12 protein-coding genes are annotated in these 22,090 nt (G+C 47.6%); 7 read left to right on the top strand and 5 right to left on the bottom strand.

The window, feature by feature from the left end; genetic code table 11:
- Positions 1–525: 525 nt before the first annotated feature.
- Positions 526–1,065, bottom strand: a complete 540-nt coding sequence (locus QT973_RS20925) for a GIY-YIG nuclease family protein (RefSeq protein WP_333374592.1) — start codon at positions 1,063–1,065, stop codon at positions 526–528.
- Between the two features lie 59 nt (positions 1,066–1,124).
- Entirely contained in the window at positions 1,125–1,451 is a 327-nt protein-coding gene (locus tag QT973_RS20920; protein WP_333056631.1) for a hypothetical protein, read from the bottom strand.
- A 366-nt stretch (positions 1,452–1,817) separates the two neighbouring features.
- Between QT973_RS20920 and QT973_RS20915 the strand changes: the two genes are divergently transcribed.
- A complete protein-coding gene (locus tag QT973_RS20915) occupies positions 1,818–2,618 on the top strand; it encodes a hypothetical protein (protein WP_333056633.1) in 801 nt (266 codons plus the stop codon).
- A 92-nt stretch (positions 2,619–2,710) separates the two neighbouring features.
- On the opposite strand, the gene QT973_RS20910 is transcribed toward QT973_RS20915, so the two are convergent.
- The gene (locus QT973_RS20910) at positions 2,711–3,574 is read right to left on the bottom strand and encodes a sulfite exporter TauE/SafE family protein (RefSeq protein WP_333056634.1); all 864 of its coding nucleotides are present in this window, start codon (positions 3,572–3,574) and stop codon (positions 2,711–2,713) included.
- A gap of 164 nt (positions 3,575–3,738) precedes the next feature.
- Positions 3,739–4,581 (bottom strand): pentapeptide repeat-containing protein, encoded by an 843-nt coding sequence (locus QT973_RS20905; protein WP_333056685.1) that lies wholly within the window; start codon positions 4,579–4,581, stop codon positions 3,739–3,741.
- A 291-nt stretch (positions 4,582–4,872) separates the two neighbouring features.
- On the opposite strand from QT973_RS20905, the gene ilvD reads away from it, so the two are divergent.
- A complete protein-coding gene (gene ilvD / locus QT973_RS20900; RefSeq protein ID WP_333056635.1) occupies positions 4,873–6,558 on the top strand; it encodes a dihydroxy-acid dehydratase in 1,686 nt (561 codons plus the stop codon).
- A 117-nt stretch (positions 6,559–6,675) separates the two neighbouring features.
- On the opposite strand, the gene QT973_RS20895 is transcribed toward ilvD, so the two are convergent.
- Entirely contained in the window at positions 6,676–7,206 is a 531-nt protein-coding gene (locus QT973_RS20895) for a hypothetical protein (RefSeq protein WP_333056636.1), read from the bottom strand.
- Positions 7,207–8,473: 1,267 nt separating this feature from the next.
- On the opposite strand from QT973_RS20895, the gene QT973_RS20890 reads away from it, so the two are divergent.
- The 5 genes from QT973_RS20890 to QT973_RS20870 all read left to right on the top strand — a co-directional run bounded on the left by QT973_RS20890 (position 8,474) and on the right by QT973_RS20870 (position 21,887).
- Positions 8,474–17,218: a PAS domain S-box protein gene (locus QT973_RS20890; protein ID WP_333392099.1), complete on the top strand. Its 8,745-nt coding sequence runs from the start codon at positions 8,474–8,476 to the stop codon at positions 17,216–17,218.
- Positions 17,219–17,221: 3 nt separating this feature from the next.
- Positions 17,222–18,298, top strand: coding sequence for a response regulator (locus QT973_RS20885; protein WP_333056641.1), 1,077 nt, complete (start codon positions 17,222–17,224; stop codon positions 18,296–18,298).
- Between the two features lie 56 nt (positions 18,299–18,354).
- Complete coding sequence (locus QT973_RS20880) at positions 18,355–19,488, top strand: hybrid sensor histidine kinase/response regulator (protein WP_333272853.1); 1,134 nt, start codon at positions 18,355–18,357, stop codon at positions 19,486–19,488.
- A 530-nt stretch (positions 19,489–20,018) separates the two neighbouring features.
- Entirely contained in the window at positions 20,019–20,162 is a 144-nt protein-coding gene (locus QT973_RS20875; RefSeq protein ID WP_333056645.1) for a hypothetical protein, read from the top strand.
- Positions 20,163–20,255: 93 nt separating this feature from the next.
- Positions 20,256–21,887: a GTP-binding protein gene (locus QT973_RS20870; protein ID WP_333056646.1), complete on the top strand. Its 1,632-nt coding sequence runs from the start codon at positions 20,256–20,258 to the stop codon at positions 21,885–21,887.
- Positions 21,888–22,090: the final 203 nt, after the last annotated feature.

Below are 22,090 nucleotides of genomic sequence, written 5' to 3'. Positions count from 1 at the left end.
ACTAACTCGCAGCGGAGTCAGGCTAACCGTCCCTGGATAGGAGAACCTATCCATTTAGGCTAAACGAATCGCACATCAGTCACGATATTGTAGTGGAAAAACATCGAGGTCAAATCAGTTGTATTTCTGCTCCGGGCCGAGGAACCGAGTTAATTTTGCAGATTCCGATATCTGTTAAATTTTAATACATTTCAACATTTTAAAATTTAACCGACCCAGAGAATATATGAGATAGATTGTACACGAGCATCTGTTTAAGGTAAAACCGATATTCCGTCAGTCCGTCAGGGGTTGAAACCCCTGCCTCAAAGTGAAAGTCCTCTAAAAGAGGACTGAATAATTTATTAAGCTGTTGGGCCTTTAAATTGTCTGTCAAAAAAATCCAAGTCTTGTGGGGAGTAGGTGTTGGGCGTCCCGCCCGCCCAAAAATACAATCTAGATTCGTAACAGCTTAGTCCTCTTTTAGAGGACTTTCGCTATTAGACAGGGAATTCATTCCCTGGCGGACTGCCGGGTGAGCGGTATTTACTTTAAATCCAGCAATCCGCTAGTTTTGAGCTTGGGATTAAACCGGATTTCTTCTGTTACGCCGCGAGCTTTCAGCAGCGCAAAAATTTCATTTTCCACGCGCCGCGCGACATTTTTCAACAATTTATCTTTGGCAATTTCATCGGCGAAGATACCTTCATAATTTGCCGTTTCTTGGGCAGTCATTACAGTTTTGGTGTCGATGGGCTCGTTCCACTTGGCAGCATCGGCACCGTTACCTTGGGGTTGGGAACCGTTTTCGGCAATCCAACTTTCTCTAATGCTTTCTAGAATCGTGCGGCTGGGCTTGTCAATAGTTTGGACTTTCAGCCAGTAGCAATATTGGGTTTGGCGTACCAAATGCTGTTTGAGGCTGAGGTAAATGTCGCGAGAATAGCCGACAAATTGCAGGACTTTATCGCTGTCAAAAATTGCGTAAACGCCGATTTTTCCCTGGACAAAATCGGGCAATTTCCCCTCGGAGTCTATGTATGGAATGAATTCTAAGCTGGCGAGAGATTGAATGTCTTCTGTCATCCGATTTTAGATTTTAGATTTTAGATTTTAGATTAAACCACAGATGAACCAGCTTTTACCTAATTCTTAAAAACTCGATAGATTGCACAGAGGCGGCTGGGTTTAAATATTTTGGCTTGGAACATGAAATTAGGCGGGACGTTGACGATCGCAAAATCGCTCGATTGATGATACTTTTCAAATTCCGCAGGCATTCCCTTCGGCGTCTCGCTGCTGTAAGGGACTGGCTGAAACAGTAACTCGGCAAACTCAATGCGCGAGCATTGCAATTGTAGCGCTATTTGTTGGAGAAAGCTTTCACCGGTTAATAAACCGAACAGTGCTGTTTTAGCATCGGGTTCGAGGACAAAACTGCTATCGTAGCTTTCAATAATCTTAAGACCCATTTTCTGTATACTCCTGACAGACGGCGGTTAACGGTTATCGGTTAAGTGTTTTGAGCGATCGACTTAATCCTGAATTTTACCTGAGATTGACCGTTTTGAAGGCAGAAGGTCAATCGATTTTAGATTTTAGATTTTAGATTTTAGATTTTAGAATTGAAGCATTGACCCCACGGATAAATTCGGGGGCTCCTTTATCGGATACAGGTTTTTTATTTCTGGACGGATGAATCACGTGGCGGGTATCCTGGATGCTTTCGGTGAAATAAAATACCACAATCAGGAAATTTTGACAAATAGGCCTGATTTATTTGCCGATCGCTTTTATCATGTCGGTATTGCCATCTATCCGACTACCACTAAAAGGCTATGCAGAAGATTGAAAAAGCATCATTCCCAGCTTTGAGAAGTGCCCCGAACCAGCCGGACTGGCTAGAATTGGTAGAATACGCCTCTGTTGCTGGTTCCGCTATTGGCACGATTGCTGCAGGATTGTCGGGCCAAATTGTCTACGCTGCCGCCCCCTTAACCGCAGCACTATCGATAAATCTCGCCAATCGCCAGCGTTTCGAGCAACAAATGCAACAAAAGGCAAATTCTGCGATTACGGACGTACAGGCCGCAGTAGAACGTCGATCGCAACAAGTTCAGATACTACCTGGAGAACCTGCGGAACTCTACACCGCTGTCTCCGATTTGCAGCAAAAACTCCTGGGCTTGGAATCCGGCGTCATCGCCGAGGTACAAGCTGCCGTAGCCTCCCTCGAACGCCAAGCCCAGGCGCTGCCGGCTGATTCTCAGGAACTCTACACCACCCTGTCCGATTTGCAGCAAAAACTCCGCATTTTGGAAAATAGTGCCCTGAGAGAGCATGATTGGGAAAATGTCAACGTCCGATTTTTATTGATGGGCGAACAGTTAACTGAAGTTAAAACTATTACGGCTCAGTTACAGGAGCGATCGAACGAAGTAGACTTTGATACAATCCAAGGTTCTCTCCAGCAATTGCAGGACTTGCTCGATCGACCCACAATAGACACAGGGATGTTGCAAACCGAGATTCAGCATTTGCAGCAGCAAGTTTCCGAATTGCAGCGACAAAATCAAGAAATTGTCAAGCCTTATTTGCAGCGTCTGACTCGCGCCGTGAAGAAACTATCAGCAAATTAGTCTTACTTATCGTTTTTCGTAGGGTGCAGCGCGGGCACCTTCCCGCATTATTTCGTAGGGTGCGCCGGGCCGCGCACCTTACCAATTACCAATTACCCGTTACTAAATTTTTGCCAAGCTTGCCAGAAAACATAAATCGATAACACTGCCAAGAGCGATCGAAAAGCTAAACTAACAATACGATCGGGCAATCTCGGCAAAAACCGCGTACTCACCTGCGCGCCCAACAAACCGCCGCCGCCAAGAATTAACCCCACAACCCACAAAACATTCCCGCGCGCCGCGTGTCCCGCCGTCGCCGAAATTGCCGTGATGACGATGACGCCCAAGCTGGTTTGAATTGCGGTTTTAATGCTTTCTCCTAACAGCAAAATTTGCAGGGGAACCATAATTACGCCGCCGCCTACGCCGAACAAACCCGCTAATAAACCCGCCGCACTGCCGGTAGCAATTTTAGCAAAAGTTGGATGGAATAAAATATTGGAATTATTGGGTAATTCGTGATTAGTAATTGGTAATTGAGCATTTTCTCCTTGTCCCGCTTGTCCTCCCAGTTCCCCTTGTTCTAGTTCCGCTTTCTTCTTAGCTGTCAGGTGCTTGCGAACTTCAATCAAATAAATATTCAACCACAGCAACAACCCAAAAGTAAGTAACAGCAAGTAAGGCGGAAATATCCCCGCCAAATAAGCACCGATTTGTGCGGTGATGACGGCGGGAAATCCGATGCCTGCGACTTGACTCAAGTTGAGGTAGCCCATGCGCCAATTCTGGATGCTGCCAGAAATAGCTGTAATCACGATCGACAAACCGCTAGTAGCAACCGCTTGCACCGGAGCGTAATTGAGAGCCACCAGCAAAGGCACGAGCACCGTACCGCCGCCGATACCCAAAAATCCAGCTAGAATTCCGGCAAAAATTCCCGCCGCACCCAACATCAATAATTCAGTGATAGTCATTAGTCATTAGTCAGTAGTCATTAGTCATTAGTCAGTAGTCAGTAGTCAGTAGTCATTAGTCATTAGTCATTAGTCAGTAGTCAGTAGTCAGTAGTCATTAGTCATTAGTCATTAGTCAACAATCAACAATCAACAATCAACAGTCAACAGTCAACAATCAAATTTTAAGAATCATTAGTCGTGCCATCGGGCATAATTGCCCGCCTCAAATCTGCATCGCGGAAGTTAGTTCGATTGAGATTAGCATCAATCAAAACCGCTTCCACCAAAACAGCCCCGCTAAAATTAGACCAGCACAGCTTGGCACGGTACAAATTAGCACCGCTCAAATTAGCTCTTGCCAACGTTGACCAACTCACATTAGCAACTCTCAAATTAGCATTGCTCAGATTAGCGTCGGTGAGATTAGCTCCAACCATCGTTACTTGGCGCAAGTCTGCACCAGCCAAGTTTGCCCCGCTCACCATCGCCCCGCTGAGAATTGCCTGATTTAGGTTAGCTCTTTCTAAAAGCGACTCGCTGAGGATGGCATTTGTCAGGTTTACCGCTTTGAGAGTTGACCAACTCAAATTTGCCTTCATCAAATTAATGCGAATCATGCTAGCCTCGGTTAAGTTGGCCGCAAACAAATTCGCTTCGGTAAAGTTGGCTTCGGTCAAATTAGCTTCCGTCAAATTAGCCTTAGTCATGTTGACTTCTCTGGCCATTGAGCCGCGCAGGTTGGCTCCCATCAGGTTAGCCCCGCTGAGATTGGCACGGCTCAAATCGGTACCGATGAGATTTGCTTCGCTGAGGTTGGCTTCCGTCAAGTCCACCCCTGCCAATTTCACCTCGCGCAAGTTCGCTCCCGTCAGGTTAGCGCCTTTGAGGTTTGCGTCTTGGAAATTCGATCGGGTAAAGTTAGCCTCGCTGAGGTTTACCCCTTTTAAGTCTGCCCCGACGAGGTTAATCTCTCGAAAATTTCTTTCTCCGGCCGCATATTGCCTCAGAATTCGATCGGCCTCCATGTCATTCGCCTCGCAATTTTTTTTAAACGTTAGAGTGATGGGTGTTACCACATCATCCCAGATAACCACGGTATTCACTCTGCACGCTGTAGTATCTGTAGAATCTTTGCATTGCTTTCCGGGCACTGCGGTGCCACTGCCTCTTAAAAGGCCTGACAAATATGAACGCTTCTGAGAAAATTAAAAATAGCGTAAAACTCTCGGCACTGGGCAGTCAACAGCCAGCGGCAAAGAAAAACAGACAACAGACAACAGAACAACCGACAACTAACTGACAAAGGAAATTTTAAAATGCCTGAAAATTTGAGAAGCCAAGCTGTGACTGGAGGCGTGCAGCGCGCGCCCAACCGAGCAATGCTGCGGGCAGTCGGTTTTGGTGACGGCGATTTCACCAAGCCGATTGTGGGGATTGCCAACGGGTACAGCACGATTACGCCCTGCAACATGGGATTAAACGACCTCGCTTTGCGGGCTATTGCGGGTGCAAAGGAAGCTGGGGCGATGCCGCAGATGTTCGGTACGATTACTATCAGCGACGGAATCTCGATGGGAACAGAAGGGATGAAATATTCTCTGGTGTCGAGAGATGTGATTGCGGATTCCATCGAAACTGTTTGCAACGGCCAAAGTATGGACGGGGTGCTGGCTGTCGGCGGTTGCGATAAAAATATGCCGGGGGCGATGATTGCGATCGCCCGCATGAACATTCCTGCTATTTTTGTTTACGGCGGCACGATCAAACCAGGACACCACAACGGACGCGATTTAACCGTTGTCAGCGCTTTTGAAGCAGTCGGCCAATTCAGCGCGGGCAAAATTGACGAAACAGAACTCAATGCAGTCGAACAAAAAGCTTGTCCGGGTGCGGGTTCCTGTGGCGGAATGTTCACAGCAAATACCATGTCGAGCGCTTTTGAAGTGATGGGCATGAGTTTGCCTTATTCTTCGACAATGGCTGCTGAGGATGCCGAAAAAGCTGACAGCGCTGCCGAATCTGCAAAAGTGCTGGTGGAAGCTGTCCGCAAACAGTTGTTACCGAGCCAAATTTTGACACGCAAGGCCTTTGAAAATGCGATCGCCGTCATCATGGCAGTCGGCGGTTCAACCAACGCTGTGCTGCATTTATTAGCCATTTCCAATGCGATCGGCGTTGAACTGTCCCTCGACGATTTTGAAACTATTCGAGCAAAAGTACCAGTGCTGTGCGACCTCAAACCCAGCGGCAAATACGTAGCAACCGATTTGCACACAGCCGGCGGCATTCCTCAAGTAATGAAAATGCTGCTAGAACAGGGTTTGCTGCACGGCGACGCCCTGACAATTACCGGTCAAACTGTTGCCGAAGTGTTAGCAGATATTCCAGCCGAACCCCGCGCCGACCAAGATGTCATCCGCCCTTGGAACAACCCGCTTTACGCCCAAGGACATTTAGCAATTCTCAGGGGAAATCTGGCAACAGAAGGAGCCGTTGCTAAAATTACTGGCGTTAAAAAACCGCAAATTACCGGCCCGGCGCGGGTATTTGAATCTGAAGAAAATTGTTTGGATGCAATTTTAGCAGGCAAAATTCAAGCCGGAGATGTGATTATCATCCGCTACGAAGGGCCCAAAGGCGGGCCGGGAATGCGCGAAATGTTAGCACCAACTTCGGCAATTATTGGCGCAGGTTTAGGCGATTCTGTCGGGTTAATTACTGACGGTCGCTTCTCGGGCGGAACTTACGGCATGGTGGTCGGTCACGTTGCACCAGAAGCACAAGTAGGAGGCACAATTGCTCTGGTAAAAGAGGGCGATTCGATTACGATTGATGCTAACAATCGCTTGTTGCAGCTCAATGTTTCTGATGCAGAATTGGAGCAGCGGCGCGCTCTTTGGCAGCCTCCTAAACCTCGCTATACTAGGGGCGTTTTGGCTAAATATGCTAAGTTGGTTTCTTCTAGCAGTGTCGGTGCTGTGACTGATTTGGGTTTGGGTTAAACTAGGAATTTTTTTTAACCGCAGATGAAGCCAGATAAACGCAGAGGAACGCAGATAAAATCCTATCTGCGTTCCTCTGTGTCCATCCGCTGATATCTGCGGTTACAAAATCCCAAATTAACGGCGTTGATTCAAAAAGCGGCTAGCCATCGACATTGCGTCAGTAATATCTACGTCGCCATCTCCATCTGTATCTAAAAACGTATTCAAAACGGGATTTCCGCCCTGGGCTGGATTTTGGGCGTTGCCGCCGGTTTGTAGCAAATTCAGTATGAGCGGCACCAAAACAGGTATCATCGCCTGCACTGTGGTGTTATTCAAACCAGTTCTTTGGGCTATATCCGTCACTATCTGCGTGAGTTGGCCGGCTCCGAACAAACTCTGTACTGCTTGGGGATTGGGATTTGTACCGCTAAATTGGTTGACAACTTGTTGAGCTTGTGCGTCTCCTGACTGCGATCGCACGTTTTGCAATGCCGATCGCACGTATCCGCCCAAAACCGACATCGCCAACTGAGTCGTACCCGCATCGATGCCCTGGTTGCCGCTCAACTGCTCTACCGCACCGAGAATGTTGCCCAACTGATTGGGACTTGCTTGTTGGTTGGGATTGTCGATCGCGCTCAAAATTTGGTCAAATAGTCCCATAATTTTCGCTCCGTACAGTTGTTTCTCAACTTTAAATTATAGCAACTCCTGTTTTTCAAGATTACCGAAAATAGTTGGGATTTGGGTCTTATAGCAATCATAAATGATTTGTGTAATTCTTGTAGGGTTCTCCCCACGCCCGGTTGCCCCGATGCAGGCTGGGGTAGGCAAAGAAAGGCACTACCCCTACATATTTTTACAACTGATGCGAGGATTGCAATATAACTCATCTATTGGCGTAGCGACAGCCCTTCAAGAAGCAATCTCATACCATTTTAGATTTTAGATTTTAGATTTTAGATTTGGAATGAATTATGGCCTCAGAGTTGGGATCCCGGGCCTGCACTTGCCTTCTTTTTTGAAACTCGTTTCTCCTCTAACTTCTACTCCATGAATTACGGCGTAGGCGAGATATAGCAACCCTAAATCATTCGGGTAATTATTGTAGGGGCAATCCCACGCCCGGTTGCCCCGATAGATAGGGGGTAGGCAAAGAAAGGCACTACCTACAAATTTACATGAATCATTTAGGATTGCTATATAACTCCGCTTCAAACATTTGTGTCGCTAATTCATCTTTTTTAAGATGTTGCCAATTCCATTTAATTGGGTTCATTTGGGAACAATCTTCTGGCAACAAGAAGATATATGACCCCTGCTTCTCCCACTTTGACCCTAACTGTTGGACTTGCCTTAATCGGTGTATTAAGCCATTGTTTTGTAGGATTATGCTGAGCGTCCAAAAGGTTTAACCTAGCCTCTCTCCAGCGTTCTAATTTTCAAGTAATTCGCTTAGGAAATAAGAGTGTTTGTTCATGGCTTAATCCCACTCCACGAGATATGGCTGGTAGTGTTTTACGCTTAATATCAGAAAAGCCCCAGATGAAAGTAATTAAACGCATCACAACTTCTCACTTGGGGGAATAGCGATCTGTATACTGTAGAATTCCCAGTAATCGTCAAGAGTCAACAAATTTGATCGTTACAGCGCCTTCTCCGAGATTTCACTTAATCCAGTAAAGGGTTGAGGGCAATTCCTGTTTTTATCATCTCATGAAAAGGATGCAAAAGCGTTAGCTTAGCGTGGCAGAAATTCCCTAAGTCATTTCCGGCAAAAGCGAACTGTAAGTAAATATAATATTTAGAGAATGTCGTGCAGCTACGTAACTCTTCTCGTTACTATGGCTGACCCCGGGCTACGCTATCAGCTCATGTGTTTAAGGCGAAATGGTTAAAAAAATAATCAGCAAAAAAACCCTATAAACTCATGTTCATTCGTACTACTGCTCTCACTCCCATAGAACTCAGGACTGCGATCGTGCGAGAGCCCTTGGTGGTTTCGCCGGATACGACGGTGATGGATGCGATCGCCCAAATGAGTGGCGTGCGATCGCTCTGCAACACCCCTAGAACGGCGGATGGTCAACTCGACGACCTCCACAAGGAGGCGCGATCGAGTTGCGTGTTGGTAGTGGAAAACGAGCAATTGGTCGGCGTACTGACCGAGCGAGACGTGGTGCGGCTGAGTGCCCAGCAGCGTTCCTTGGAGAATTTGGCGCTCCGGGAGGTGATGGCACACCCCGTCGTCACCCTCCGCGAGTCCGCCTTCACCGATTTATTTTTTGCGATTAATCTGCTCCAACAGCACCACATTCGCCATTTGCCCATCGTGGACGAGCTCGATCGCCTAGTGGGCCTAGTCACTCACGAAACTCTGCGCCAAATATCTCGACCGATCGACCTGCTGCGGTTGCGTATCGTAGCAGAAGTGATGACCCGCGAAGTGATTTGTGCTGCGCCAGATAGTTCCCTACTGGCGATCGTCCAACTTATGGCAGAGCATCGCGTCAGTTCCGTGATGATTGTGCACCCAGGCAGAATCTCTACTGAACCGCTACAAATTCCAGTGGGGATTATCACCGAGCGGGATATTGTGCAATTTCAGACATTGGGGTTGAAGCTGGAAACCTGTCGGGCTGAGGCGGTGATGAGTACACCGATTTTTAAGGTCAAGCCAGAGGAGTCGCTCTGGACTGTGCAGCAGATCGTGGAGCAGCGATCGATCCGTCGGTTGGCGGTGACAGGGGAACAAGGGGAGTTACTGGGTATTGTCACCCAGACCAGTTTGCTGCAAGCCCTCAACCCGCTGGAGCTATACAAGCTGGTCCAGAAGTGGGAAGAGAAGGTGGTGCGGCTAGAGGCCCAAAAGGTAGCGCTGCTGGCAAATCGCAACCTTGAGCTCCAGCAACAGGTGGAAGCTCGGACAGCCGCTCTCAACACCAAGGTACAACGAGAGAAATTAGTCGCAGACTTGGCTACCCAAATTCGCTCGTCCCTAAGCCTGCAAACGATTTTGGATACGACTGTGCAGCAGGTGCGGCAAGTGCTCGGCTGCGATCGCGTCAATATTTGGCGGTTTGAAGCCGATCGGGAAATCATTGTCGTGGCGGAATCCACCGACTCGTCCCTGTCTCTGTTGGGCCAACGGGTCAATGAGACCTGCTATAAGCAAGACAATCCTGAGATTTATCGTCAGGGATATGTTCGCGTCGTACCAGATATCTCCACAGCCAACATATCAGACTGTCATCGGCAGATGCTGATCCGCCTCCAGACAAAAGCCAAAATTTTGGTGCCGCTACTGTGTGGCGATGAGTTATGGGGCTTGCTCAATGCCAGCGAAAGCCAGCACCCCCGCGACTGGCAACCGGAAGAAGTTGAACTGATACAAGCCTTATCAGCGCATCTGGCGATCGCCATTGGGCAAGCCACGATCCACCAAAAATTGCAGAATGAACTGGTAAAGCGAGAGCGGATCGAAGCCACCCTGATCGAGAGCGAACAACGCTACGCCTCCCTTGCCGCCGCCGCTCCGGTGGGGATTTTTCGCACCGATGCCGAGGGGCTATGTACCTATGTCAACGATCGCTACTTTCAGATCAGCGGACTCACAACAGGAGCCACTATCGGACAGGGATGGCAACAAGGAGTGCACCCCGACGATCGCGATTGGGTAATTGCCCAATGGGAACAATTCATTCAAGGTAACGACTCTTTTGAACTCGAATATCGCTTTCAACGTCCCGACGGTGAAGTAACGTGGGTTTATGGGCAGTGCGTCGCCGAACTCGATGCCAATGGACATCGGATCGGCTATATAGGCACCATTACCGACATTAGCGATCGCAAACGAACTGAAGTCCGCCTGCAAGAAAGCGAAGAACGCTACGCCAGCCTAGTGGAAGCCGTACCAGTGGGGATTTTCCGCGCCGATGCTAGGGGTAAGTGCATCTATGTTAACGATCGCTGGTTTCAGATCAGCGGACTCACCCCAAAAACCGCTTTCGGGGAAGGATGGCAACAAGGGCTACACCCCGACGATCGCGATCAGGTCATCGCCGAATGGGAGCAATTCATTCAAGGAAATCGCTCTTTCCAACTCGAATACCGCTTTCAACGTCCCGACGGTGCTGTGGCTTGGGTATATGGGCAGTCCGTTCCCGAACTGGATGCAGACGGGCAAGTAGTCGGCTATGTAGGAACTACTACAGACATTAGCGATCGCAAACTTGCCGAAACCGCCCTGATCCAGAGCGAAGCCCACAGCCGAGCCATATTAGCAGCAGTTCCCGACTTCATGTTTCGCATCGGTGCCGATGGTATTTATCGGGGGAGCGTGACAGCCAATCGTCAGCTCGACTTTCTCGGCGGTACAGATTTCGATACCCCAGGTGTGGCGATGGTGGATATGATCTCAGGAGAAATTGCGACGCGACATCTACACCACCTAGAACAAGCCTTACGGACAGGAGAACTGCAAGTTTATGAACAGCAGGTGCACATTGGCCCACGCCTGAAATATGAAGAGGTCAGAGTTGTCAAGAGTGGCGAAGATGAAGCCTTGTTTATGATTCGAGACGTTACGGCTCGCAAACAGGCTGAGCGACAACTCTACCAACTAAACCAACAGCTAGAAGCAAAAGTTGAAGAACGCACCCAAGAGCTTTGGCAAGTCAACAGCCTGCAACGCGCCATCCTCGATTGTGCTGATTACTCCATCATCTCCGTAGACCCAACTGGCATCATCCAGACCTTTAATGCCGCAGCCGAAAGGATGCTGGGTTACAGTGCAGCAGAAGTGGTCGGCAAAGCTACGCCCGCACTCATCCACGATGCAAATGAGGTAATTGACCGGGCATCATCACTCTCTGCTGAACTAGGGCAAAATATTCCTCCCGGCTTTGAGCTTTTTGTTGCCAAAGTACGCCAAGGTATTGTCAGCGAAGAAGAGTGGAGCTATATCCGTAAAGATGGTTCTCGATTTCCTGTGTCGCTATCCATCAGCACCCTCAAGGATGTCAATCAACAAATTATCGGCTTTTTAGGCATCGCCAAAGATATTAGCGATCGCAAACGTGCAGAAGCAGAACTACAGACAGTATCGGATCGCCTCGCTTTGGCGCTCAAATCAGGGGCGATCGGTTGTTGGGACTTCGATCTTGTACAAAACACCGTCTTTTGGGATGAGCGGATGTACGAACTGTACGGTGTCACAAAACAATCTCATTCCCCTCTGCCTTACGACATTTGGGCAAACCGACTACATCCCGAAGACCGCACCGCCACCGAAACATTGCTCCAACAAGCCCTCTTAGGACAAGCAGAATTTGATACCGAGTTTCGAGTGTTGCATCCCGATGGTAGCCTCCACTTTATTAAAGCCTATGGTGTCGTCGTGCCAGACGCCCAAGGCAATCCCCAGAGCATGATTGGGGTCAACTTTGATATTAGCAGAGGCAAGCAGGCTGAACTCCAACGACAGCAGTTAATTCAAGAATTATCAGCCTTTAAACAGGCCTTGGATCAGTCTGCAATTGTGGTCATCACCGATCGCCAAGGGGTGATCTCCTACGTCAACGATCCCTTCTGTGCGATCTCTGGCTACTCCCGCGATGAACTCATGGGCAAAACCCATCGCCTAGTCAACTCTGGCTATCATCCCCCTGCATTTTTCCAAGACCTGTGGCAGACCATTACTAGCGGTCATGTTTGGCGCGGTGAAATTTGCAACCAGGCAAAAAACGGTAGCCTGTACTGGGTTGCTAGCACCATTGTCCCCTTTTTGGACGAAGGCGGGCGACCTTTTCAGTATCTAGCCATTCGCTTCGACATTACCGATCGCAAGTTTGCCGAAGCAACGCTTCGGCAGGAAAATACTTTCCGTCAACAAATTGTAGAAAACATGACTGAAGGGCTGTGCGTTTTCTATGAAGTTGAGGAGTTTCCATTTGTCCGCTTCACAGTCTGGAATCAGCAAATGCAAACAATTACGGGTTACACCTTAGAAGAAATTAACCGTCTGGGGTGGTATCACAGCTTGTACCTGAATAATCAAGAATCTCAAAAACAGACGATTGCCGACCTGAAAAAGATACGACAAGGGGGCAACTTAATCGCCGTGGAAAGGGAAATCCGGCGCCCAGATGGACAGTGCCGCACTATCTCCTTTTCCACTTCTATCCTATTGATGGATGATGAACATCTCTATGTGCTTGGCCTGATCCAAGACATTACCGATCGCCAACAGACAGAGCTAGAAAATCGCCTTTTGAAAGAACGCCTCGAATTTCTTCTGGCATCGAGCCCCGCCATGATCTATAGCTGTAAGCCCTATGGCGACTATGGAGCAACCTTCATGAGCAAAAATATCGAAGCCATTTTGGGCTACAAACCAGAAGAATTTTTATCGGAATGTGGCTTCTGGGCTAACCATATTCACCCAGAAGATGCCCCTAGAGTTTTTACACATTTATCGGCTCTATTTGAACACAACACTCATCAGCATGAATATCGATTTTTGCATCGCGATGGTCACTACGTTTGGCTACGGGATGAGCTGCGTCTGCTGCGAGATGAAGAAGGCACGCCAATCGAGATTGTTGGCTATTTTGCAGATATTAGCGATGTCAAACAAACCGAAGAAACCCTAAAACGACAACTGGCAGCAATTGAGGCGGCGATCGACGGCATTGCGATTATGCAAGGAGATACCTACCTCTATTTGAATCAAGCCCATCTAGAATTGTTTGGCTACGAACATCCCCAAGAACTGGTGGGCAAATCTTGGAAACTTTTGTATTCCCAACACGAGTTAGAACGGTTTGAGCGGGAAGTCTTGCCGGTGCTGGGGCGCGATCGCGCTTGGGAGGGAGAGGCGATCGCCACCCGCAAAGATGGCTCTACCTTTGCCGAAGGGCTATCCCTCACCCTCACAGAGGATGGATTATTGATTTGTGTATGCCGCGATATCAGCGATCGCAAACAAATCGAAGCCCAATTAGCAGAGAGTGAAGCTAAATTCCGGCGGCTGGTAGAAGGGGCTAATGATTTGATCTGGTCATGTGAACCCGATGGGATGCTCACTTATTTGTCACCGCAATTCAAGACCATGTTTGGCTGGGACGAGAGTGAATGGATTGGTAAGCCGTTTATATATCTGGTGCATCTAGACGATCGTCCTTTGGTGGTTACTGATTATCGGGAGAATGTCAAACTTGGTAAAAAGTCAAGTGATTATGAGTTCCGACATCGCCACCGAGATGGCAATTATGTCTGGGTGAGAAGCAGCGCCCGACCTGTTATCAATGCTGAAGGGGAATTGATTAGTATCCAGGGAATTATATCGGATATCCGCGATCGCAAACAAGCTGAACTCGCCAGGGAAAGCAGTGAAATCCGCTTCCGCCGTGTGTTTGAGTCCAGTGTGAGCGGCATGATGTTTGCCGATTTTCATGGGAACATTATCGATGCCAACGATCGCTTCTTACAGATGATTGGCTACACTAGGGAGGAACTAAATGCTGGGATGATTCATTGGGATGCTATGACCCCGCCCGAATATGCCCAGGCTGATGTTGTAGCGATGGAGCGCCTGATGCAGGATGGCGCGATCGATTCCTTGGAAAAGGAATACTACCGTAAGGATGGCAGCCGGATTTCTGTGCTCATCGGATCCGCACTTCTTCCAGGCTCAGAGGATCAAACTATTTGTGTATTAGTAGATATCAGCGATCGCAAACAGGCCCAGAAGGCTTTGCAGGAATCTCAGCAGTTTCTGCAAACGGTACTCGATACCATCCCGCTTTCGGTGTTTTGGAAGAATCGAGAGTCGGTTTTTTTAGGATGCAATCAGCAGTTTGCCAAAACTCTAGGCTTGCCATCTACGACCGAAAGTATAGGTAAAAGAGATTTAGATATTTGCCAGAAAGAAGTCGAGGCGAACGAGTATTGTGCGATGGATCGGCGGTTAATCGAAACGGGTGAAGCTATATTAGGGATCGAAGAAACGCTAACCCTACCCAATGGTAAACCAATATTTCTCGAAACCCACAAGGCTCCCCTGCGAGACTGCTCAGGTAATATTATTGGTCTGGTAGGCACGTTTCAGGATATCACCCATCGCAAAGAAGCCGAACTGAGATTGCAACAACAAGCAAAACAGGAACGTTTGCTGGGAGCGATTACTAAACGGATGCGATCGTCTCTGAATCTGGACGAGATTCTCAATAGCACTGTTGAGGAAATCCATCAGCTATTGCAATCAGACAGAACGCTGGTTTATCGGGTTTTTCCTGAAGGGACGGGGGCTGCCATTGCTGAATCAGTTTCGCCAAATAGGCTTAAGCTTCTGGATATCCTCTTCCCAGAAGAGGTTTTCCCCGAAGAGAACTACGATCGCTATATCCAAGGAAAAGTTTATGCCCTCAACGATAGGGAAGATGAAAATGAGTCAATCTTACCCTGCTTGGTTGAATTCCTCGCAGAAATCCAGGTCAGAGCTAAACTCGTAGTTCCAATTATTCTGAATCAAACCCTCTGGGGGTTGCTGATTGTTCATCAATGCGATATTCCGCGCCAATGGCAAGACTGGGAAATCAATTTACTTAAACAAATTGCTAACCAATTAGCGATCGCAATTCAGCAATCTTACCTCTACGAACAGGTGCAATCAGAGCTGGCTATCCGCAAGGAAACACAAAAGGCGATCGCTTTACAACTGCAACGGCAGCGAACTTTGGGAGAAATCGCCCAGCAAATTCGCGAATCGTTGGATATTAAGGAAATTTTGGCGACTGTGACACAGCAAGTCAAAGAAATCTTGCAAGGCGATCGAATCATCGTAATCCGGCTATGCAATGGCAGAAGTCAAATAGTTGAAGAATCTGTGTTGACCGAGTTTCCCGCGCTCAAAAACCATCACTGGGACGACCAACTGTGGTCTCAAGAAATCCTCAACCACTATTCCCAGGGCAAGCCCCGTATCGTCCCGGATATAATGACCGATATGGGGACTAATTGCTTGGTGGAATACGCAAGCGTTGGTGAAGTCAAGTCCAAAATGGTTGCACCTATCCTGCAAGAAGTCCGAAGCAGCCAAAGCCATAGAGGGGTTGCCCCTGGCCCAACCAACAAGCTCTGGGGGGTTTTAGTCGTCCATGCTTGCCGAGAAAAGCGAGTCTGGCAAGAGTCTGAAGCGCAACTCCTGCAACAAATTGCTAACCAGTTGGCGATCGCGGTTCAACAAGCTAGCCTATTTGAGCAGTTGCAGCAAGAACTCACCGAACGGCAACAAGCCCAGCAGCAACTCACCGAGCGCAACGAACAACTGGCAGTCTCTAACCAAGAACTGGCCCGTGCTACCCGCCTCAAAGACGAATTCCTCGCCAACATGAGCCACGAACTCCGCACCCCCCTCAACGCCATTTTGGGCATGAGCGAGGGGCTACAAGAGCAAGTCTTTGGTATCGTCAATGAACAACAAATCAAAGCTTTACAAACCATCGATCGCAGTAGCTCTCACTTACTAGAGTTAATTAACGACATTTTGGATGTCGCCAAAATTGAATCGGGTCAAATGGAACTCGATTGCACCCCAGTTTCAATCAATCATCTGTGTCAATCCAGTCTGGCATTTATCAAACAACAAGCCCTGCAAAAACGCATCCAGCTAGAGATTAAAGTGCCACTCAATCTGCCCGACTTATTGATTGATGAACGGCGGATGCGCCAAGTCTTGATCAACCTGCTCAACAACGCGGTAAAATTCACTCCTAACGGAGGACGCATCACCCTAGAAGTCAGCCGTCAACAGCCCCGGGCCGACCCAGATTCTGCCGATTCCTCACCCCATTTTTTGGTCAAAGAAACTCTGCAAATTTCCGTCATCGATACAGGTATTGGTATTGCCCCAGAACATATCAACAAACTGTTTCAGCCCTTTATCCAAATCGATGGCGCGCTGAATCGTCAATATGCAGGCACTGGCTTGGGGCTTGCCCTGGTGAAACGTATTGTCGAACTCCACGGCGGGCAGGTGTTGCTCACCAGCACTGTGGGTGTAGGAAGTTGCTTCACGATCGAATTCGAGGGCAGGCACGGGGGCACTGAATTCGAGGGCAGGCACGGGGGCACTGAATTCGAGGGCAGGCACGGGGGCACTGAATTCGAGGGCAGGCACGGGGGCATCGAATTCGAGGGCAGGCACGGGGGCACTGCCCCTACAGGTGCGCCATCCTCTGTTGCCCTGGAATCCCAGACAGAACCCCCCATCGAACCCAGCGGGCCCGAACAGGGAGGCTCTCCCTTAATCTTGGTGGCGGAAGACAATGAAGCCAATATCAGTACGGTGTCGAGCTACTTGAGAGCTAAAGGCTATCGCATTCTCTTGGCGAAGAATGGAGAGGAGGCGATCGCCCTGGCCAAGTCACAAAACCCCAATCTAATTTTGATGGACATTCAAATGCCTGGTATGGATGGCCTAGAAGCTATGCAGCAGATTCGCCTCGATCCTAGGTTAGTCGATGTGCCGATCCTTGCCTTAACTGCCTTAGCCATGACTGCCGATCGCGATCGTTGTCTTGCTGCCGGAGCCAATGATTACCTCACCAAACCCGTTAAGCTGAAGCAATTGGCAAGCACTATTCAACACCTTTTAAATTCCCTGGTAAGATAATTCATGAATGTACCATCTGTTTTGATCGTTGACGACGAACCCGATAATTTTGATGTGATTGAAACTCTCTTGAACGAGCAGGATTATCAATTGCATTACGCTGCCAGCGGGCAAGAGGCGATCGCATCCCTCGACATATTTGATCCGGATCTTATTTTGCTGGATGTCATGATGCCAGGAATAGATGGCATCGAAGTTTGTCGGAAAATCAAAGCCATGTCAAAATGGCAAGCCGTTCCCATCATTATGGTGACAGCATTAAACTCAAAATCCGACCTTGCCCATTGTCTCACTGCGGGCGCTGACGACTTCATTAGTAAACCTGTAAATGCTATTGAACTACGTGCCAGAGTTCACTGTATGCTGCGAATTAAGCACCAGTATGACGACCTGCAAAGCTTACTCAAATTGCGCGAAGATATGGTTAAAATGGTAGTCCACGATTTACGCAATCCCCTGGCTGGCATCTTGCTTGGCTTGGAAATCCTAAAAAGCTTAGAGTATCCTAAAGAACAACAACAAATGCAACTGGAACGAATTTACTCGTCAGCACAAGCAATACAGCTATTAATTGATGATTTATTGCAAATCTATTTACTCGAATCCGGTAAAAATCGTCTCAATTACACTGATATTTATCTGTGCGACCTTATTGAATCTGCTATCTCAAACTTTGAAGGAATCGCTGCTAAAAAAAATCAGTTTATAGTCGCTCAATTGCCAGGACAAAACAGTATAAAAGTCTCGGCTGATGCCACGATGATACATCGAATGCTGGACAATCTCCTCTCGAATGCCATTAAGTTTTCCCCACCCAATAGTCAAATCATAGTGACTGTAGAATTCCTCACATCTGGCAAGGCAAAAATTCAGGTTATCGACTCTGGCCCAGGTGTTCCTGATACATTGCGACAAAAAATTTTTGAGAAATACGAGATTGGAAATCTGATGTCTAATGTCTCTCAAATAGGGTTGGGTTTAGCTTTCTGCAAAATGGTCGTTGAGGCACATGGGGGCGAAATTTGTGTCAGAAACAACCAACCACAAGGAGCAATTTTTGAAATCACTTTGGCCGCATAGCTGACGAGTATCAGATGAAATTATAAAATTTTTACTTTATTGAAATGGTGGCAATTATGTCTCAATTTTCTATCTTAATTGTTGATGATGAGCCGGATAACTTTGATGTGATTGAAACCCTGTTATCAGAGCAGGATTATCAATTGCATTATGCTGCCAGCGGGCAAGAAGCGATCGCATCCCTCGACATATTTGATCCGGATCTTATTTTGCTGGATGTGATGATGCCGGGAATAGACGGCATCGAGATTTGTCGGCAAATCAAAGCCATGTCAAAATGGCAAGCCGTTCCCATCATTATGGTGACAGCATTAAATTCAAAATCAGACCTTGCCCATTGTCTCACTGCCGGTGCTGACGACTTCATCAGTAAACCTGTAAATGCTATTGAACTGCGTGCTCGCGTGCATTCAATGCTCAGAATCAAGGAACAGTATGATAATATCCAGAACTTATACCACATCCAAGAAAATACGCTCAATGTCTTGGACAGCACCCTCAATGAGCTGCGTGGCAACTTAGCTTCTACTCTATCCCACGAACTAAATACGCCCCTCAATGGCATCTTAGGCACGATCGGGTTGCTCAAGGACGATATCGAAAACATGGATATCGCCCAAATCCGTGAGATATTAGGCTGGGCACATGACTCGGCCCGTCGCCTAGAAAAATTAACGAAAAAATTCCTGATTTATTTAGGATTAGAACTATCCGCAAGTCAACAGCACAAGATGGAATCTGCCCGGACTCAATTTGTAGCTTCCGCCATTGAAACCGAGTTGACATACCAGGCTCAGAAGGTCAACCGTAGCAACGATATGTTGTTCACTCTTGAGGAAGCGGATATAGCTCTATCAGACCGATATCTATCAACTATTCTCCATGAATTAATTGATAATGCACTGAAATTCTCCTCACCAGAGACAACTATTAAAGTTAGTAGTCAAGTCCTAGGGGAGATGCTACATTTATCTGTACATGACTCCGGGCGGGGCATGACAGAAGAGCAAATTGCTAAAATAGGTGCCTTCATGCAGTTTGAGCGCAAGAGGTATGAGCAACAGGGCACCGGTATCGGCTTAAAAATTGTCAGGAAAATTGTCGAACTGGCAGGAGGAGAGTTCTCAATTACCAGTATCTATAAAAAGGAAACAACGGTACATCTCACTCTGCCAATTGTCCGCAATTAGCATGAGTTTTTCTATCAAGTCCGGTGGCATCGTTATGGAGATTGAGAAGGAATAAATTTGCTTTGCAGGGGAGCGGCAACAGATCAAAAAAGAGGAACTAGCAGGAGAAATATTTGACTCGGAATTAGAGCTTGCTTCTGCGGTAATTCATGGGGTAGAAGGTAAAGAAAAAACCGTACACAACCATACACAACCTATTAAATTTAACTCGAATCACCCTACTTAATCTTTTGTTACATACTGGCGAATTTTGCGACTGACTTAGTAAGGAATGAGAATTACAGCGGATTCCAGGTTTATAAAGTATACCCCAGAAACCGGGTTTCTTCTGGATTTCTCGCCAGAAACCGGTTTTATTCAAGAAACCCGGTTTCTCTGTACTTCACTTACCTGGAAAGTGCTGTAAATAACTTCCACTCTTGAAAGTGGGATGGGCTCTTATAGCCCGTCCACTCATGACGGGCTATAAGAGCCCATCCCACAATAACAATTAAAATTGTAAGTTATTTAATTCGCGAGCCTAAGTTCTCGTGCAAGCTACAATTGCAGACTGCGGGCGCGATCGCACTTTATCTGCACCCGCTACCACTAAAACCCCGCAAATCGCGCCCGCAGTGCGACAGAATCGGGATTTGCGGGTTCGCGCAGTACCATCGGGCGCTCGGCCATTTTAGATTTTAGATTTTAGATTTTAGATTTGCCATGACTGATGACGATCGGCGTAATGTAAAAATCAAAGTATAACCCTTTTATTTGCCACTCCCCTCATGCCTTTGCCGCGCCTGTTAACCTTAATTGCTGCTTTCTGCCTCGCCCTGGGGCTGATTATTGGGCTGGTGAGTTCCTTAACAGGGCTTTACAGTCAAGTTGCGTTGTCTGCTTCTCCGCTGCTGGCTAATTTGCTGATTTTCCTGATAATTGTACTTTTGGGAACCCTAATTTTTGCGCTGGTTTACTATTTTAGGCTGCTGCAACGCCCCCAGAAAGTTAAGGGAAAACGGCCGATTACTCCGAAGATTCCTGTTGTGAAAAGTGAAGCTGCTTCGGAAAATCTTAAAGCAATTCGGCAACAAGTCGATCGCATTCAAGATGAAGTAGCGCGGCAAGCTTTGCTGTTGAGAGCCCGCGAAATTGAAGCTAGCATGGCTAGGGGCAGCGTTCGAGTAGTTGTTTTCGGCACCGGTTCTGCGGGCAAAACTTCCGCTGTGAATGCGTTGGTGGGGCGGATGGCGGGACAGGTGGGTGCGCCGATGGGAACTACCGAAGTTGGGGAAACTTACACTCTGAAATTGAAAGGAATCGATCGAGAATTAGCAATTACTGATACTCCAGGCATCTTGGAAGCGGGAGTTGCGGGGACTTACAGAGAGGAATTGGCGAGGCAGTTGGCGGCGAGGGCAGATTTGATCTTATTTGTTTTGGACGGTGATTTACGCAAATCCGAGTACGAACCGCTGCGGACTTTGGCGGAAATTGGCAAAAGGTCGATCGTGGTTTTTAATAAAGTTGACCTTTATCCCGACACCGACAGAGATGAAATTCTCGATCAACTGCGGCAGCGAGTCAAAGGTTTTGTATCAGCAATGGATGTAGTAGCAATTAGCGCCAATCCGCAAAAAGTTGTCCTAGAAGACGGCACAATTTTTCAGCCAGACCCGGATATTATGCCATTAATTCGGCGCGTCGCTGCGATTTTGCGAGCCGAAGGCGAAGACTTAATTGCGGACAATATTTTGCTGCAATCTCAGCACTTGGGAGACCAAGCGCGCAAGTTAATTGATGCTCAAAGAAGGCGGCAAGCTGATAAGGCAGTAGAGCGATTTCAGTGGATCGGAGCCGGAGTAATTGCCGTAACGCCTTTGCCAGTTGTGGATTTGTTAGCGACAGCAGCAGTTAACGCTCAAATGGTAGTAGAAATTGCTAAGATTTACGGCTGCGAATTAAATATCGATCGCGCGAAAGAATTGGCATTGTCTCTAGCAAAAACCCTAGCAAGTTTGGGAATAGTTGAAGGGGTAATTCAAGTAGTGTCAAGGGCGCTGCAATTAAGCGTAGCGGGGTTTGTACTTGGCAAAGCAATTCAAGCAGTTAGTGCGGCTTATTTAACTAGAATTGCTGGTAAAAGTTTTATTGAATATTTCCGCCATGACCAAGATTGGGGCGATGGTGGCATCGCCGAAGTTGTACAAAGGCAGTTTCAGTTAAATAGGAAGGACGAGTTTGTCAAAGCATTTGTCAAAGATGCGATCGCCCGCGTTGTCGAACCTTTGAACATTTATCAGCAGGAATCGGAACCTGAATTAGAAATGTCAGCCGAATTGGAAGCAGAACCTTTGTATCAGCCACCACAACAAGACGATTGGGAAACTTACAGCAACAAACGAAACGATGACTGGTAATGGGCAAAACAGGGAATTGGGCAAACAGGGAATTGAGAATTGGGTAATTACGATCGTTCAATGAGATGTTCCCTGAGTATGCTTTGTTTAATTTTATTAAGAAATTTTACAATAATTTTACACAGAGGGGAGACTCCGGGGGGAGCAAGTCAAACCGAGCGATCGGATGGAACACAATTTTGATAAGATTGAAGATTGACAAC

Origin of the sequence: Microcoleus sp. Z1_A1 (assembly GCF_036700305.1) — a bacterium.
Taxonomy (GTDB): domain Bacteria; phylum Cyanobacteriota; class Cyanobacteriia; order Cyanobacteriales; family Microcoleaceae; genus Microcoleus.
Note: the sequence above shows the minus strand (reverse complement) of the source record. Positions and strands in the feature narration are given on the sequence as shown.

Coding starts and splice junctions, on each gene's coding strand:
- ilvD (WP_333056635.1), top strand. CDS start 4,873: ATGCCTGAAAATTTGAGAAGCCAAGCTGTGACTGGAGGCGTGCAGCGC.
- QT973_RS20905 (WP_333056685.1), bottom strand. CDS start 4,581: ATGGAGGCCGATCGAATTCTGAGGCAATATGCGGCCGGAGAAAGAAAT.
- QT973_RS20925 (WP_333374592.1), bottom strand. CDS start 1,065: ATGACAGAAGACATTCAATCTCTCGCCAGCTTAGAATTCATTCCATAC.
- QT973_RS20910 (WP_333056634.1), bottom strand. CDS start 3,574: ATGACTATCACTGAATTATTGATGTTGGGTGCGGCGGGAATTTTTGCC.
- QT973_RS20915 (WP_333056633.1), top strand. CDS start 1,818: ATGCAGAAGATTGAAAAAGCATCATTCCCAGCTTTGAGAAGTGCCCCG.
- QT973_RS20880 (WP_333272853.1), top strand. CDS start 18,355: ATGTCTCAATTTTCTATCTTAATTGTTGATGATGAGCCGGATAACTTT.
- QT973_RS20890 (WP_333392099.1), top strand. CDS start 8,474: ATGTTCATTCGTACTACTGCTCTCACTCCCATAGAACTCAGGACTGCG.
- QT973_RS20895 (WP_333056636.1), bottom strand. CDS start 7,206: ATGGGACTATTTGACCAAATTTTGAGCGCGATCGACAATCCCAACCAA.
- QT973_RS20885 (WP_333056641.1), top strand. CDS start 17,222: ATGAATGTACCATCTGTTTTGATCGTTGACGACGAACCCGATAATTTT.
- QT973_RS20870 (WP_333056646.1), top strand. CDS start 20,256: ATGCCTTTGCCGCGCCTGTTAACCTTAATTGCTGCTTTCTGCCTCGCC.
- QT973_RS20920 (WP_333056631.1), bottom strand. CDS start 1,451: ATGGGTCTTAAGATTATTGAAAGCTACGATAGCAGTTTTGTCCTCGAA.